The 16450-nt window shown below is 55.8% G+C and carries 13 protein-coding genes; 8 read left to right on the forward strand and 5 right to left on the reverse strand.

Annotation, left to right across the window (positions count from 1 at the left end):
• The first annotated feature begins 25 nt into the window (after nucleotides 1-25).
• From VI895_03960 to VI895_03970, 3 genes are all read left to right on the forward strand, one after another.
• The gene (locus VI895_03960; protein HLG18958.1) at nucleotides 26-1315 is read left to right on the forward strand and encodes a S41 family peptidase; all 1290 of its coding nucleotides are present in this window, start codon (nucleotides 26-28) and stop codon (nucleotides 1313-1315) included.
• A 73-nt stretch (nucleotides 1316-1388) separates the two neighbouring features.
• Complete coding sequence (locus VI895_03965) at nucleotides 1389-1745, forward strand: PilZ domain-containing protein (protein HLG18959.1); 357 nt, start codon at nucleotides 1389-1391, stop codon at nucleotides 1743-1745.
• Between the two features lie 146 nt (nucleotides 1746-1891).
• Nucleotides 1892-3253 (forward strand): sigma 54-interacting transcriptional regulator, encoded by a 1362-nt coding sequence (locus VI895_03970; GenBank protein HLG18960.1) that lies wholly within the window; start codon nucleotides 1892-1894, stop codon nucleotides 3251-3253.
• A gap of 209 nt (nucleotides 3254-3462) precedes the next feature.
• Here the strand turns inward: VI895_03970 and VI895_03975 are convergent, their stop codons facing one another.
• The gene (locus VI895_03975; GenBank protein HLG18961.1) at nucleotides 3463-4254 is read right to left on the reverse strand and encodes an RMD1 family protein; all 792 of its coding nucleotides are present in this window, start codon (nucleotides 4252-4254) and stop codon (nucleotides 3463-3465) included.
• Here VI895_03975 and VI895_03980 point away from each other — a divergent pair.
• The gene (locus tag VI895_03980) at nucleotides 4229-4684 is read left to right on the forward strand and encodes a hypothetical protein (GenBank protein ID HLG18962.1); all 456 of its coding nucleotides are present in this window, start codon (nucleotides 4229-4231) and stop codon (nucleotides 4682-4684) included. The genes VI895_03975 and VI895_03980 overlap by 26 nt on opposite strands.
• A 16-nt stretch (nucleotides 4685-4700) precedes the next feature.
• Here the strand turns inward: VI895_03980 and VI895_03985 are convergent, their stop codons facing one another.
• Nucleotides 4701-8468, reverse strand: a complete 3768-nt coding sequence (locus tag VI895_03985) for a hypothetical protein (protein ID HLG18963.1) — start codon at nucleotides 8466-8468, stop codon at nucleotides 4701-4703.
• 176 nt (nucleotides 8469-8644) lie between these two features.
• Here VI895_03985 and VI895_03990 point away from each other — a divergent pair, with 176 nt between their 5' ends.
• The 4 genes from VI895_03990 (at nucleotide 8645) to VI895_04005 (ending at nucleotide 13263) form a co-directional block, all read left to right on the forward strand.
• Nucleotides 8645-9376, forward strand: coding sequence for an OmpA family protein (locus VI895_03990; GenBank protein ID HLG18964.1), 732 nt, complete (start codon nucleotides 8645-8647; stop codon nucleotides 9374-9376).
• Between the two features lie 193 nt (nucleotides 9377-9569).
• Nucleotides 9570-11837, forward strand: coding sequence for a PBP1A family penicillin-binding protein (locus tag VI895_03995; GenBank protein HLG18965.1), 2268 nt, complete (start codon nucleotides 9570-9572; stop codon nucleotides 11835-11837).
• A 71-nt stretch (nucleotides 11838-11908) separates the two neighbouring features.
• Nucleotides 11909-12451, forward strand: coding sequence for a hypothetical protein (locus VI895_04000; GenBank protein ID HLG18966.1), 543 nt, complete (start codon nucleotides 11909-11911; stop codon nucleotides 12449-12451).
• A gap of 23 nt (nucleotides 12452-12474) precedes the next feature.
• Nucleotides 12475-13263: an enoyl-CoA hydratase-related protein gene (locus tag VI895_04005; protein ID HLG18967.1), complete on the forward strand. Its 789-nt coding sequence runs from the start codon at nucleotides 12475-12477 to the stop codon at nucleotides 13261-13263.
• A gap of 7 nt (nucleotides 13264-13270) precedes the next feature.
• Here the strand turns inward: VI895_04005 and VI895_04010 are convergent, their stop codons facing one another.
• From VI895_04010 to VI895_04020, 3 genes are all read right to left on the reverse strand, one after another.
• Nucleotides 13271-15142, reverse strand: coding sequence for a M48 family metalloprotease (locus VI895_04010; GenBank protein HLG18968.1), 1872 nt, complete (start codon nucleotides 15140-15142; stop codon nucleotides 13271-13273).
• Between the two features lie 17 nt (nucleotides 15143-15159).
• The gene (locus VI895_04015) at nucleotides 15160-15753 is read right to left on the reverse strand and encodes a LemA family protein (GenBank protein ID HLG18969.1); all 594 of its coding nucleotides are present in this window, start codon (nucleotides 15751-15753) and stop codon (nucleotides 15160-15162) included.
• Nucleotides 15754-15838: 85 nt separating this feature from the next.
• A complete protein-coding gene (locus VI895_04020) occupies nucleotides 15839-16420 on the reverse strand; it encodes a TIGR00730 family Rossman fold protein (GenBank protein HLG18970.1) in 582 nt (193 codons plus the stop codon).
• Nucleotides 16421-16450: the final 30 nt, after the last annotated feature.

Raw genomic sequence — 16450 nt, forward strand, 5'->3', positions numbered from 1 at the left:
AACAAGTCGTATGAAAGGAACTCCCATGAAATCGATGTTGGCTTTGTTGATCGCTGTATTTTTCCTTTTGCCCGGCGCTTGGGCCAAGAGCGATGAAACATTTCGAAAGCTCGAGGTTCTCTCGAAGGTGCTGAGCTACGTCGAGGCGAATTACGTCGAGGATGTTTCGAATTCCAAGCTTCTCGACGGGGCGATCAAGGGACTTTTGAACGACCTGGATCCCCATACCGTTTATATGCCGCCCGACAGCTATCGCGAGATGAAAGTCGATACAAAAGGGGAATTCGGCGGCCTGGGAATCGAAGTCAGCATGAAAGACGACAACCTGATCGTGGTCGCGCCGATCGAGGACACGCCGGCCGCTCGCGCGGGCGTCAAAGCCGGGGACCAGATTGTTAAGATCGACGGACTGTCGACGAAGGGAATGTCGCTGCTGGACGCCGTAAAAAAAATGCGGGGACCGAACGGGTCAAAAATCGTGCTCACTCTCCTAAGGGAGGGCCAGACGGCTCCGTTTGATGTTTCCATGCGGCGGGAGACGATTCAACTCAAGAGCGTCTCTTCGGAACTGATCGAAAAATCGTACGGATATTTTCGAATCAAAGCGTTTCAGGAAAAGACGGCCCGTGAATTGACACGAGACTACGACCGTCTGCTCAAACAAGCGGGCGGCACATTCAAAGGGGTGATCTTGGATCTTCGGAACAACCCTGGAGGACTGTTGGACCAAGCGATTCGTGTGGCTGACGAATTCCTCGACGCCGGTGCCATCGTTTCCACCATCGGCAGGAAAGGGGCTTTTCAAGAAGTGGAGATGGCGCACAAGGAAGGGACGCGTCCGTATTCCCCGCTCATCACGTTGGTGAACGAAGGATCGGCCTCGGCATCCGAAATCGTCGCCGGCGCCCTGCAGGATCATGGACGTTCGGTCATCCTCGGAACGCAGACGTTCGGGAAAGGCTCGGTGCAAACGATCATCGATCTGGACGACGGATCGGGGCTGAAACTGACGATCGCCCACTATTACACGCCGAAGGGGCGGTCGATTCAGGCGAAGGGGATTACGCCCGATATCGTCGTTTCGGCGGTTCCTCCTCCGCAACCGGACGACGCGAATTTCGTTCGGGAAAAGGACCTCAAAGGCCACTTCGAAACGCCTCGGCCGGTCCAAAAAGAGGAGCCGGAAAAGCCGAAAGGAAAAAAGACAACTGAGCTGGACTTGGAAGGGGACATTCAGCTCAAACGGGCTTTGGAATATCTGAAGACGTGGGAGGTTTTCCGGACGACCGTAGCCGCCCAAGGCCTCAAATCCTGAGCATTCTCGCGACGTTTGGCCCCTTGAACCGGCGAACGCTTCTGGATTAGAGTACGCCCAGACAGAGCATCGAATGGACGAAAGGCGAAGAACGCGAAGATTCCGAACGCGCATGAACATCGTTTCAGCGGACGACCAAGGGCTGAATTTTAGTTTTGTCACCGATCTCTCGAGGGACGGCGCGTACATCGAAACCGAGAAATTGATTCCCATCGGCACGCCTTTCACGTTTGTGCTCAACAACCGAGCCGCCCAGGCGCCGGTTACCACGCGTGTGATTCGGATGCGGGATGCTTTTTTTGAGGGAGGCAAATCCGGAATCGGCGTTCGATTCGAGCGGCTGGAAGGCTTGGCCAAAATCGTTCGAGACGATCTCCTCCTCTATCTTATGAATGAACCGTTCCACGAACAGTGGCGCGCGGCCTCTTAAGACACAGATGTCCCAATAAATTCGGGCGACTTGGCGCGGCGGCCGCATTTCTGAGACACGCATGCCTCGTGGGGCGTTGCTGGAGCGGGGATGATCGGGTATCATAGGGGCACTTAAGTCCCAATCCAGCTGAAGGAGAAGCTCCCATGATACGTTCTGAAACCAAGGTGATTCGTTCGGGTGAACAGCCCACCATGCTCCTGCTCCCCAAGAGCAAATTGATTGTCATCGGCCCGGACGGCGGCAGCCATGACTACGTCATCGATAAAGGGACGATTTCCATCGGAACCTCCGATGGGTCGGACTTAAGGCTCAATGACGAGACGGTCTCCCGCAATCACGCCGAAATCATCAAGACCAAGGACGGTTACTTGTTGCGGGATCTGGGTTCCACCAACGGGACATTCGTCGGGGGCCTTAAAGTGAAGGAAGCCTATTTGTCGGCCAGTTCCGTGATCAAGATCGGAAAAACCCGGATCAAGTTCACACCGCTGGATGAGCAGGTGGAGATTTACCCATCGAAGAAGACACAGTACGGAGACATGATCGGGAAGTCTCTCGAGATGCGGAAAATCTTCGGCATCCTGGAAAAGGTCGCCCCGACCAATGTCACCGTGGTGGTCGAGGGAGAGACCGGGACCGGGAAAGAACTGATCGCGAAGGCGATCCATCAGAATTCAAGGCGATCGCGCCATCCGTTCATCGTGTTCGATTGCGGCGCGGTGGCCGAAAATTTGATCGAGTCGGAACTCTTCGGCCATGAACGGGGGTCCTTCACCGGTGCCACCACGACCCGGCAGGGCGCATTCGAGCTGGCCGACGGAGGAACAATATTCTTGGATGAAATCGGCGAGCTTTCCATGGAGCTGCAGCCGAAACTTCTGCGTGCGCTGGAGACCGGTGAAGTGAAGCGGGTCGGCGCGGATCGACCGAAGAAGGTCGACGTTCGCGTCGTGGTCGCCACGAACCGGCATCTCAAGGATGAAGTGAAAAAGGCTCGGTTCCGGGAAGATCTCTACTTCCGTATCTCGGTCGTGCAGATCCAGCTTCCTCCGTTGCGGAAACGGCCGGAAGATGTGCCTCTTTTGATCAAGGCCTTTTTTGAAGGCGCCAAGCACGATTCAAATAAGCCCGACGTCCATGGATTCAGTGAGGAAGCTCAGCGGTTGCTTCGTGAGTATCAGTGGCCGGGCAATGTCCGGGAACTCAAGAACGCCATCGACCGGGCCATCAGTTTTTGTGACGGTTCGGAAATCGATGTGCAGCATCTCCCCGATTATATTCAAGAGCGATCCATCGTTACGCAGGCGCACCCCGCCATGGACGGCGGCCTGCCGTTTAAAGACGCCAAAGAAAAGTGGATCGAAGCCTTCGAGCGCGACTACCTCGTGGAGTGCCTGCGCAAGAACAATATGAACATCTCGAAGGCGGCGAAACAGGCCGGCATCGACCGCAAGTCCGTCCAGCGGCTGCTCAAAAAGTATTCCCTCAACGTAAAAGACCTGTGAACTCGTTAAGGGGAAGCGAGGAGTCACCGCCGAATCGGCCCTCGATTTAGCTAAGGCTTTGGGCACCACCCCAAAGCTTTGGATGAACCTCCAAGCGACATTCGATTTGGTAAGGGCTATGGAACGGAGAGCCGCTTAACCGACGGCATCGATTTGAGACGTGCCGTGCCTCGATAAGGACACGCCTCCCGCCGAGTTCAGGCGTTCAATTAGCGGGCGAGTTCGTAGACGAAAAGCACCACTTCGAGGGCGATCAGGAGGACGATCGTGATTTCGACGTACCACATACTGCGAGTACGGGAGAGATCGGAGATGATCTCAACGGTCTCTTGAACGATCTTGAGTTTGTATTCCAGCGTCCGGTATCTTTCCCGAAGTTCGAACATATCCGCCATCTGCAAGTACAACTGCTCCAGCACCTGACTCTCCCACGTGGGTTCCGGGCTATCGAGCAGATACGTCGAGCTGATCACCTTCTGTTTCACGTTCAAGCAGAAACCGATGAAGCGGACGAGCTCGGAATCCTTCTTTCCGATCTTTCCCTCTTTTTCCAGCATCTCCGAAATGGTCCCGGACTGTTGAAGCGCTTGGTTGGCCAGATTTTCAAAATATTCAAGGGCCGTCGACTGCGCCAGCACAAGGGCGATGATTTGGATCTTTTCGAACGTCGGCTTGTCCAGTATCACCCGGCGGAATTCCACGTTGAGCCGCGGGCCGATCTCCAGAACAAATTCCTCGCTGGTAACGATCTCGTCTTTAGGTGACACAAACTGGCGCATGACCGATAACGCCTGATCCTCCCGGGGAGGGTCGAGATTGAAGCAGACCATCGAGCCGAAGTTATAAATGATCAGATATTGATCCCTGCCGAACCGGTAGACGACCTCCGTGCCCGAGGCCCGGAACGGTTTTTCCGGAAAAAGATTCAGAACCGAAGTCAGTTTGAGGGCTTCGGTTAAGTGGTATGCTCGAAACGTGGCCCGATCCATTGCCGCCGGCATTCTAATCATTATAGGAATTGGGGCAACGGCATGCTCCGAAGAGTCCGACGTAAAGGCCGTTCGCGCCATCGTCGAGAATGTGCGTGTTGTGGCCGAACGGAAGGATTTTGATCGTGTCATCGAACAGGTAACTGACGATTACACGGACAATACGGGGAATAAGAAGCAGACGTTAAAGCCCAGGTTGGAACGCATGTTCGGCATTTACGACCGCCTCGAGATTCGCGCTGCGATATCCAAGATTGAAAAAGCGGGAAACAGCGCGAGAGCATTGGCCAAAGTCAAAGTGGACGGGTTCCGAGGAAGCCAGAAAGAGCGCCTGTTCGGCTCCCCCTTCGCGGCCCGCGATTTGCAGATCGATTTCGAGAAACGGGGCGGGGACTGGAAGATTGTCGGGAGCTCGCTGGTTTCCCGGAGGGGGCTGTTCTGAAGGCGCTGCACTTTATTCAGGTTCTTGGCACTTCGATCCGATGAATGACGAGATTCGCGGAATTTTGAAGAGCCATTCTCAAGTTTTCAGCAATTTCACCCAAGGGGTGCAGCCATGGGAACGAGAGGAATTGGCTCTCCAAGATGATCTGATTCTCGGTTATATAAAAACGAGTCTCGATAATCCGCGCGGCCGCGACCCCTTCTGGCGTAATGTATTGGTGAATCTCCACCACGGTGTCCCGGCTGTGGTTGATCAGAAATTCTGCGCTGGACGACTCCGAGACATGAGGGCCTTCAAGCACGGGCGGGGGGACGTCCTTAGGTTTAATGGCGATCATCTCGTTGACTTCGGCCCAAATCTCAAACATTCGCCGGCTCGATCCGAGTCCGAGATGTCGAATAAAACTCTGGATGTGTTCGGGTAGTTGGTTGAGTTGCGCGGAATTTTCAATGACGGTTAACGAATCCGCGTTTCGAATCGAACTGGCGAGTTGTTGGTAATCCTTAGCCGTTGACTTTCTTCCGACAAACCAACCCGTGTATTTAAACGGTTGGTGGTCCCCATTTGGCGCCCTTTTCCAGTCTTTCGCGTAATCGTAACGAAGTGTCGCTTGAGGAAAAGCCTCCAACACCGCGGCGCGCATGTTTGAGAAATCAAGCTGTTTGAATGACGTTTCCCGCGGATAGGCGGCGAACGTGAGCTGATTCTCGATATAATCGATTTCCCTCGGGGTGCTCAACGCACCTTCGCGCGAAGTTCCAAGGGAGAGAGTCAGATCGCGTTGCGTTTTTTCGTCGAATGCTCCGTTTTGAAGCATCGTACCTTCCCGGTAGCTTTCTTCCAAAACACGCCCCATAAGGGCTCGATTCGTCAGTTTGTAACGCCGCAGGCGCTCATCGCGGTCGAAAGTATACGTTCGACAACTTTGGTCGGCGTCGTTGAATTCGAACACGAGGAAGCGCCAAGGCTGTTCGACCAATAGAACCCACCGATGCGGGGTGATGACGTCGACGTATACGGTCACATTGAGGTCCATGTTTGGGCGGACAGATCTTCCACTAACCACGAAGCGGTTCCTAATTGTGTTCCAGGTATTGATGATTCTTGAAAAAGCGTGACCGGCGCGTCCGTCGAACACCCGTGATTTCGCTAATCGAACCCGCGCCTCCCCGGGTAAAGACTCCATCTCTTTAGCAAGAGTCATGGCATAGAAATCAAAGTTTTGGCCGGGCCGTGGCGAATTTTCAGCTCCTTTCGCGATCCACACCGGCACGACCCCTTGTCGGATCAAGTGTTGGTGCAAAGCATCGATGGTGAGAATCCGTTCATACTGGTTCGGGTTCAGAATTGCGGTAGACGAAATTCCAGCGGCCTGCTCAACCCACTCTCCAGCCATAAACGCCTCGTAGTGAACGGCTCGCGCAAATATTCCGGCGTCCTCTGGGCTGAGCTCTTCCAGGCTCTGCAAAAGCTGGTCGTACGTTTCACTTAAATGTTCGCTGGCGGAACGACTGAGGTGAGTGAGCGCAAGAATTTCGGCGAACCGCTCTTGGCGCTGGAGACTCTGTACTTCCGCTGGCAGGGCCGACAATATTTCGTTGAGCGTCTGACTTAATCGTTCAATGGTAAAAGGATGGTTCCCCTGCTTCGCGGAACGCAACAGAGCGCTCGATACAGCATGAGCATAAGCCAGGCGGGGCGCAGCCATGCGGGAAGCGCCTTGCCGAAGAAGATCGGAAACCCAATTGGCGGCGTTAACGGTTTCGGCATCTATATTTTTCAGCAAGGTTGCAGGAATATTGGGGGAGAATTCCCGCAGATGAACAATTACGTTCTCGCCTGTCCACTCGAAGTACGCGGCCTGGTGAAGCTGAAGACCTCTTGAGATTGTTTCTCGGATCTCAAGTCGAAAATGGCGCACGCGATGGGTTTGAGTGTTCGTAATCAGCCCGCTGGCGACCGTCAAATCGCCTTCCAGGTGCCGCAGGTCGGTTCTGATTCGTTGCGTGGTGACGCTCCGGTTCCGCTGAATGTTTCGGTCTTTCAACCGGAAATTGTCTACGAACTGGCGTACGCGTTGGTCTTGAGGCCGCTGGCCGAGCGTTTTGTACCATTCCCAAAACTTTTCAAACATGGGAGTTCCGTAACCCTGCGGCGGGACGAAGGGTGGCTCCGTTCCTCCGGGTCCGCGTGGGACCTCGGGCGGGCCTTTGTATTCTTCAGACGCGTGATCTTCACCGCGTTCAGGCCGTTTTAGCGGCACGACTTTTCCTTCATCCCCGTTCCCGCCGCCTTGCCCGTTTCCTCCCGCGGTCAAAGCCAAAATCGGTTTGGAGAGGTTCGGGTTGATAAGAGCTGGAACGGTGGAACCGCCGGTGCCTGTGGCTTTAAGGCCGACCTCAATCTGCTGGCCTACGACGTCAACGCGCTCAATTTCCCTTGGTATCGGTTGCCGGATCGGAATGATGTTGGCGTCGCGCCCTGATTCGAGGACCGCAGCCCGTTTGCCGGCGGGAGATGCGCGCGACCAACTTTTCCCTTCGACCAACTCTACGACATAGTTTCCTTCCGCATCGCGAATGACGGCGTAGCCGAATCGCTGCTTTTGGGCCTGGACCCGCAAAGCGCTCCAAACCGATCTGTATCCGTTTTCTACGGCCACCTGGTGGAGGCGCTCGTAGAAATGCAGGTTGGCCCGAAGTTCGACATACGCAAGGCGCAGAAAGAGGACATGCATGACACCCCAAAACCCGGTCCACCCGTTTGGATTTTGGTACATACTTGCCGCCAACTCAGCGGTGGAATAGCCGAGATAGCCCACCATCAACGGCGCTCGAACCTGTCGGGCGACCAACTCGTACGTTCGGAAGGCTTTTCCGGCACGGGTGGAACGGACAAAATCGTCGTAAAGCTCGATGGCTGTTTCGAGCTGCTTCGCGATCGTAGCCGCCTTGGCCACCTCTGCACCGAGTTTGGCTCCTTTCACGGCGGTACGAAGTAATTTTGCGGCCGGAAACACGAACACGGCGTCCATGAGAAGCGTGCTCACGTGAAAGTCGCCCCGGTAGATTTCGGAGGCTGTCTCCCCCAGCGGGAGAAGTGAGATCATGAAGTGGGTCACGATCGCGGGACGACGGCTGAGCAGTTCTTCAAACCGGGCGATCGTTGCGGCGTCCCCATACTTCGTCAATTCTGTCTCAAAGAGCCAAAACTCTTCTTCCACATGCCGGTCATAGAGCGGCATCTTCCGGTACGCCTCGATCATCGCCGGAATCTTCTGGTGGTATCGGAGTGCTTGATCGATCGTCAGAAACTCCTCTGCAGCATGTTCTGGGTTCACCGGTCCGTTTAAGTTCTTAAGGGAGTTTTCGATCCGTTCTTTCAATGGCCCGAAGTTGAACCCCTGCTGATCGAGGTACTCTCGCGCTTGCGTGAGCCCAGCGCGAACCGTCTCGATCGTCATTCGGGTTTCGATTTGAGTGCGAACCGTAAGGGCAAGCGCGTCGTCTCCTCGTTCGATGGCCTCCCGGAGCGATCGAATCAGTGCCCCAGCCTCATGGGAAGCGCCGGCCTCGGGGAGCGCGCGCGATAGCGCCTCGAAGTTTCGCAAAAGCGTGACGTTCTGGGCCTTGGACAGCTGGGTAAAGACCTCAGCATTGCCCTTGGAGATTGGAACGGAGGGTGTCGCCAGTGCGACGCCGCTGACGCAAATCAAGAAGAGAATTCCGGGAAGTTGCGGCCATCGAAAGCACGCAGATCGTAATTTCAGGTAGTTACACACGTGTCTTTGCCCCTAAATAGCGCCAAGTGCGGACTGTGCAATCCGCATGCCGTCAAAATTCAGTAACTTACCGAATTAACTACTGTTTTAAGATGAATCTCCAACTTGCGTCCCCCTGACGAGAGCGTATGTTTATCGGCTGTTTTCGGGCTAAAAACCATTCAGGAGGGTCCTTCATGATTCGAACGCTAATTACGACGGTTTTGGCAGCTGGTCTTTGTGCCTGTGGCGTCTCAAAGGAGAAGTACACCGCGCTGGAAGATCAGGTGAACGATTGCCAGGGGCAGTTGAGCGCGACCGCTTCGGCGAAGAAGAGCTGTGAGGATAGGCTGGCTTCACTTTCGACGACGAAACTGGAGCTCGAAGAAAAAACGAAGACCTATGAAGATCTAATGAGTTCGCTCAAGGACGAGATTAATTCGGGTAAGGTGAAGATTTCGGAAATGGAAGGGCGGCTCACTGTGAACATGATCGACAAGATTCTTTTCAGTTCGGGCAGTGCGCAGATTCAGGACGAGGGTAGGGCGGCGCTTAAGAAAGTGGCCGATGTATTGAAGGGCGTTAAGGACAAAAGGATCGTCGTCGAAGGGCACACCGACAACGTCCAGCTCGGGCCTTCGCTTCAGAAAAGGTTCCCAACCAACTGGGAGCTTTCCACAGCGCGCGCCACGTCCGTTGTGAAATTTCTGACAGGGGCGGGGGTGCCGGCCACCAATATGGCGGCTGCCGGATTTTCCGAGTTTTCACCCGTGGCTTCCAACCTGACGCCCGAAGGAAAGCAGCAAAACCGACGGATCGAAATCGTTTTGACACCGAAACTGCGTGATCGCGACGTGGCGAAAACGAAGCCGGCCACGACTGAACCGCCCGCGAAGGAAACTCCGTCCGCTGCGTCGGTGACGGAATAGTTTAAGTCAGTGAACGGGCGAAGGCGGGAACCGGTCTCATAAATACGTTCGTTGCGAGACCGTCAGGATGCGAGCGGGCTTCGCAACCGCAGGGCCGAGACGCCGAGGCGTACGTAGAACGTACGTCGCAGGCGGATCGGACCGAGGACGCGAAGCCAGCGATGCAAACTGACGGTCGGAGCAGAAGGTATTTATGAGACCGGTTCAAAACGCCCGTCGCCTGATGGTTCGGATCGCCATCGCGACGACGGTGGTGATCTTCTTGTATGCGTTGTACGCCGCACATCTCGTCTCCGCGAAGATGAGCGGCGCGCGCTGGAAGCTCCCCTCGCGCGTGTATGCCTCTCCATGGATTCTATATCCCGGATCGCCGCTGATTGAAGCCGACCTTAAAGATTATTTTCGTCGTCTGGGGTATGCCCGGACCGAGCGCAAACCCGTAGCGGTCGGGCAATGGAAGAAATCGAGTTGGTCGATTGAAATTGGCGTTCGCGCATTTCGCGACGCGGTCGGCGAGCATCCAGCCCAGACCCTTGAAATCGATCTGACCGGTGAAACCATCCGCTCCCTTCAACGAAAAGAAAGCGACGGCCGATCGGAAGAGATTTTTACGTTCACGTTAGAGCCGGAGCCGGTGGGGGAAATTTTCGGCGCGCAGCGGGAGCAGCGGACGGTCGTCCGGCTCAACGATCTTCCCTCCACGATGCGCGAAGCCATTCTCCTGATGGAGGACCGGAAATTTTACGAACATCACGGAATCAGTTTTCGCGGCATCGCGCGGGCGGCGTGGTCGAATCTCCAGGGCGGGAAAGTCACGCAGGGGGGAAGTACGCTCACTCAACAGCTGATGAAGAATTTCTTTCTCTCCCCGGAGCGCTCGCTCTGGCGGAAAATCCGGGAGGCTATCTTTACGGTTGTCGTTGAAATCCTCTACTCAAAAGACGAAATATTCGAGGCGTACGTGAACGAAATTTACCTCGGTCAGCGGGGCGCGACGTCGATTCATGGGTATGGTGAGGCGTCGCGTTTTTATTTCTCGAAGCAGGTCGCGTACCTGACGCTGGGAGAGCAAGCTCTTCTCGTCGGGCTCGCCAGTTCTCCCGGATTGTATTCACCCTACACGAAGCCCGGTGCCGCGAGAGAACGACGCGCCCTCGTTCTTCGCGCTCTGTTCGAGAACGGAAAAATTTCGAAGGATTTGTTCGCGGAGGCCGATCGCGAGCCGATCGAGCCTCGCGGGAAGGCCGGAGACGAACGCCGGGCGCCTTATTTTATGGACTACGTCAAAAACGAGATCGGCGAGCGATACAGTTCGGCGCAGCTGGCGGAGGAGGGCTATGAGATCTACACGACGCTCGACCCGACGTTTCAAGCGAGTGCGGAGAAGGCTGTGTCGGAGGGTTTGGCTGCTGTGCAGGCACAAGGAAAAAGGAAGAAGCGAAAGGATGTTCCTCCGCTCGGGGACAAACCTCTTCAAGCGGCATTGATCGCGCTTCATCCCCAGACGGGCGCGATTAAAGCGATGATCGGCGGTCGGTCGTACGAACAGACCCAGTTTAACCGGGCCGTGCAATCGAACCGCCAACCCGGCTCGGCGGTCAAGCCGTTCGTGGCGGCAACCGCTCTGATGCCCGACGAGGGAGGGGAGGTGCCAAAAGCGACGGCAACGACGATTCTTGATGACCGGCCGGCGACTTTTTCGTTTTCGGGTAAAGAGTGGTCGCCTCGAAATTACGAAGATGTCTATGCGGGAAGCACGACGCTGCGCGGAGCGATCGAGCGATCGCTGAATGTTGCGACGATCAATTTAGCGGCCGGCGTGGGCCTGGAACGTGTAGCGCAGTTTTTTCAGAAGGTTGGGTTTCCAAAAGTCGCGGCGGTTCCGTCGATCGTTCTCGGCACGATGGAAGTGACGCCGCTTCAGCTCGCCCGGGCGTACACGGTATTCGCCAACGCCGGCCTGCGCAGCGACCCGCAATCCGTGACGGCGGTCGTAGCACAAGACGGCGCGCGGCTTACGCAACGATCGATGGAGGTTGAGCGCGTGCTTCCGCTTCAGATCGCATATCTCGTGACAAACGTCCTCCGAGGCGTGATCGACCGAGGCACAGGATACGGAGCGAGGCTTGCCGGTCTGACCGGAGACTTGGCGGGAAAAACCGGCACGACGGACGATTACAAAGACAGTTGGTTCATCGGTTATTCTCCTTCGCTCCTTGCGGTTGTGTGGGTGGGACTCGACGATGGCACACCGACCGGGCTGACCGGGGCTTCCGGAGCCCTCCCCATTTGGATCCGATTCATGAAAGAGGCTCTACGCCGGTTGCCAAGGGAACCGTTTCTTATTCCGCCGGATATCGAATGGTTTACCGTCGACCGAATGAAAGGGTGTGTCGGTGGGTCGGGGGAGAGTTTGAAAGAAGCGTTTTTGAAGGGTACACAGCCCCCACGATGCAAGTGAGAATGTTTCGAAAAAATGAAGTTGGGCTCCGGTCTCGATGGAAGCTCCCAAGGCCATGCTCGTTCCTGCGCGTGGCCTCGGGGATCTCCATCTCGCCACCCAACTTCATTCTTTTGTGGAGTTCCCGTCTTTGCATCGTGGGGCTGTGCACAACCCTTCTCTTAGTTGGGGGTTGTGTCAAAACCGGGCCGCAGGTGGAGCCGACGGCGGTTCCGATTGGGGAGATGGCGGAGCACGAAAGCGACCCCCGCCGGGCGGCGTCGATGCGTGTGGTGGAGGAAGGGAGGAAAGAATTGACCAAGAACCTCTACGAACGCGCCGCCTATCATTTTTCGCGCGCGGTTGAAATCGACAGCTCGAATCCGTTTGCGTACTTCTACCTCGGAGTCACCCGGTTTCGCTCCGGCCAATTCAATCAGGCGGCCAATCTTTTTGGGCGGTCGTCCGATCTCTTCGATCTGATGAACAATTGGCGGGCGGAGGCGCTAGCTTATCGAGGCGAATCCTTGGAGAAAACGGGAAAGATCCAGGAGGCGCAAAAGGCTTTCGCGCTGGCGCTGGAGGCCGATGCGTCGAACGCCCGAGCACAAGAAGGCCATGCTCGCCTAAATTGAAACGAAAGATCCAGAGAAATCCGATGGAACAGATCCCGCTTGAAATCGAACGAAACGGCCCCGTCGCCTTTGTGAAGCTGAATCGTCCGGAGGTTCATAACGCATTCGACGCCCGGACGATACGTGAGTTGAGCGAAGCATTTTCGAATCTTGCGCGCGAGGAGGCGGTTCGCGTCCTGGTTCTCAGCGGTGAAGGCAAGAATTTCTGCGCGGGCGCCGATGTCAATTGGATGAAATCATCGATTCATTTCTCCGCGGCGGAGAATGAAAAAGACGCTCGAGATCTCCACGAAATGCTGGGAGCTTTGTATCGCTTCCCAAAGCCGACCGTTGCACGGGTTCACGGCGCGGCGTTCGGTGGAGGCGTGGGGCTGATCTCGGGTGTCGACGTGGCGATCGCGGCCTCCGATGCGCTCCTTAGCATCAGCGAAGTTCGCCTCGGAATTCTCCCGGCGGTGATCAGTCCGTTTGTTACGCGAAAGATCGGCGTGGCGAATCTCCGGACATATGGTCTCTCAGCGAAGAAATTTTCGGCGGAGGAAGCGTTTCGGATCGGCTTGGTGCAAGAGGTCGTTCCAGATTCCGAGCTGGATGCGGCCGTCGACAGATGGGTGAACCTATTCTTGGAAGGGGGGCCGCACGCCCAGGCGACGCTCAAAGTACTTACAGAAGAGACATACGGTCTTGGGATCACCCAGACATCGAAACAGACGGTGAAGACGATCGCGAAGATCCGTACCGGTGAGGAGGGTCAGGAAGGGCTGAAAGCCTTTTTGGAAAAGCGGCCCCCGACCTGGCGAACCAAACGCTAAAAAGCGCTTACCGTTGTGTCGCCAAAAACGGCGGCAGGGGACAATCCAACGTATCGGCAATCGCTCTCAACAATTCCCCTTCTTTTTCCGTGATTTTTCCATCCGCCGTCACGCAAAGCATAGCCGCTGTAAGGATTCTCTGTTTTAGGACCGGAGGTGCCGCGGCCAACCGGTCGAGAGATCGTTCCAATGTTTCCAACGTGCATTCGTGAAGAGGAAGCATTCCGAGAGCGTCGCGAGAAAGCGTATGACCCACGCGCGCAAAAGCTTCCTGAGCCGCGGGAAGACTCGATTGACCGGCGTACGCCAGCATAGAGAGAACGACTTCACAGTCGGGAAGAAGCGGTTTGACGGCGAAGTATTGAATTTTGTGCCGCAAAGGTAACGCACGAAGGTGTTTCGCAAGAACGCGCTCCAGCGCGAATTCGAAAATACTCAGTTTGCGATCCGAACGTGCAAGAACCCGGACCCGGCGCTGCAAATCCTTTCGATGTTGCATGGAAAGCATTCGCAACGCGGGTAGTGACAGTTCGATCAGGGGTAGTCGAGCCGTTGGACCAAGAATCGCCACCGCTAAGGCTAACGCAGCGACTTCATTTGCATTTGCGTCTCCGATCTCTTCTTGAAGGGCGGCGATCTGATGGGTCCGTTCGGTCTCGGAGTCTTGAAGGAGAAGAGCGTAAATCAAGTGCTGGGCCGCCGAAGGACTTCGGGCCGCCCGGGCGACGATCGGAGGCAAAGTGGCCAAAAAGTCATGCGCATGGACGAGGTGTTTGGGTAAGGGATCCGCCACGCGGCGCAACAGGTCGTTCTCGCCGACCGCCGCGACAATTGGAATCCGTTCAGTCGTTCTCGTGCGAAGGGGAAAAATTCCCGACTCCTCCGCCGGAGGGGAGGGCAACGACTCTACATAGGGATAAGCTCCGTCAAAGGAGGCGTCGATCGTGCGGATCCGATCCGCAAGTGGGGGATGCGTCGACAGAAACGAAAACAAGGGTTCCTCCACGGCGCTTTCAAAAAAGAGATGGCTTAGAGACTCGGCGTACGGATGATGAATTCGAGAGCCTTGCCGGAGGCCGCCGATTTTCTTGAGTGCGCCGGAAATCCCGGCCGCATTTCGCGTGAATTGAACGGCGGAGGCGTCGGCCAGGTATTCCCGCTGGCGGGATGCGGCGTATTTGATGAACCGACCGAAGAAAACTCCGATGTATCCCAAGACGTACAGGTAAAAACCGAGAACGACGAAAGGCAAACCGCCTGTGCGAATAAGAAAACTCCCGAGCGTGCTGATCACCTGAATGCCATAGAGGGTCGAGGCCATTTGAAGATTGAGGCGGGTGTCTCCGTTGAGAAGATGGCTGAATTCATGCGCGATGACGCCCTGCAATTCGTCGCGATTTAGAAGTTCGAGCGCCCCGCGGGTGACCACGATCACGGCGTCGCCGCGCGTGTGACCCGCGGCAAACGCGTTGATGCTCGTCTGGCGGGGAAGGGAGAAAACCAAAGGCACGGGTGTGCCGGACGCGATCGCGATCTCCTCGACGACGTTTTTCAGGCGCTGCTCGAAGGAGTTTTCGGCCGTTTCAAGCAGAAGGTCCCCTCCCAACATGAGCGCCACGGCGGTCCCGCCCGGTGCCAGCTTTCTTCGCATGTACAGACTCCCGCCGAGGACGACCGCCCCGTTCACCAGTGTCACCCAGAAGAAGAGGAAGGAATGCCACCAGCGATACGTTCTGCCGGGGAGGAGATGGGCGAGATCCAGCGACCAGACGGTCACGGTGTAAATGGATAAATGGATGAGAAGCAGCGAAAGCGCGAAGAGATAAATCAGCGTTCTTGTGTTCTTCCTCCGCTGATCCTGCTGACTGAAAAAGTTCAAGTAGCCGCGTTACATTTCTAACCGAACGAGACTTTCGGAGCCTTGCGCTCCTCGACCGATTCCATTTCCCAGAGCTGCGCTTCCGTGAAATTAAACGGCCCCGCAATCAACGAATTGGGGAACTTTTCCCGCGTGATGTTGTAATCCATAACGGCATCGTTGTAAGCCTGGCGAGCGAAGGAGATTCGATTTTCGGTGGAGCTCAGCTCCTCCGAAACCTGCATCATGTTTTGATTGGCTTTAAGGTCCGGATACGCCTCGACCACGGCCATCAGCCGGCCAAGCGCACCTCCCAAAATGCTTTCGGCGCCGGCGAGATTTTTCATCGCGGAGACCTCACCGGGCGAGGCCGAAGCCTTTTGTGCCGCCTGAAAGGCCGTGTTGCGCGCGGCGATCACCGCTTCCAGCGTCTGTCGTTCATGCTTGATGTATCCCTTGGCCGTCTCAACCAGGTTCGGAATCAGGTCGTAGCGGCGTTTGAGCTGGACGTCGATCTGCGAGTAGGCGTTCTTGTAACGGTTTCGGCCGGTGACAAGATTGTTGTAAATCCCGATCGGGATCACGATCAGAAGAACAAGCAGAACCAAAATTACAACCAAAGCGGTCGTCATGGGTACCTCGCTGCGAAATTTTCAAAAAATGTAGGCCGCTTGGGGCCGGCGGGCAAGGTTTATCTATATTGGAAGAGGCAGGGTTTTAGAGATTCGCGCGGCTGACCCATTTCGGATCAACCGGGGGGACGTGATTTCTGAGCTTCTCCAAGAGTTTCTCCGGCGTGGACTCCACGACCAATAGTTCGAGATGCTTTTGAGGCATCATTTCCTGTTCCGCCAAATGAGAGAAGAAGGCCAGAAAGTGATGAAAGTAGTTCCCGGTGTTGAGGATTCCGCACGATTTTCGGTGAAGACCGAGCTGACCCCACGTCAAGACTTCCGTCAGTTCGTCAAGCGTTCCCAATCCGCCCGGCAAAACAATAAACGCGTCGGCCAGGTCGTACATGAGATTCTTCCGTTCATGGAGGGAAGGCACGACATGCAACTCGGAAAGCCCTTCATGGACCACTTCCTTGGTCTTTAGGAATTCCGGGATCACGCCGACCACCGACCCTCCATGACTGAGGACGGTGTTTGCCAGCGTGCCCATCATTCCGAGCTTTCCCCCTCCGTACACCACGCGGATCCCTTCACGCGCTAAAACCTCGCCCATTCTTTGAGCCGCAGCCTCATACGACGGACTCGAACCGGATCGAATACCGCAAAAAACACACACACTCTTCATCGTTCCTGGTCATACCAGCGGTGGAGAAGT

It is taken from the genome of Bdellovibrionota bacterium, from assembly GCA_035292885.1.
Taxonomy (GTDB): Bacteria; Bdellovibrionota_G; JALEGL01; order JALEGL01; family DATDPG01; genus DATDPG01.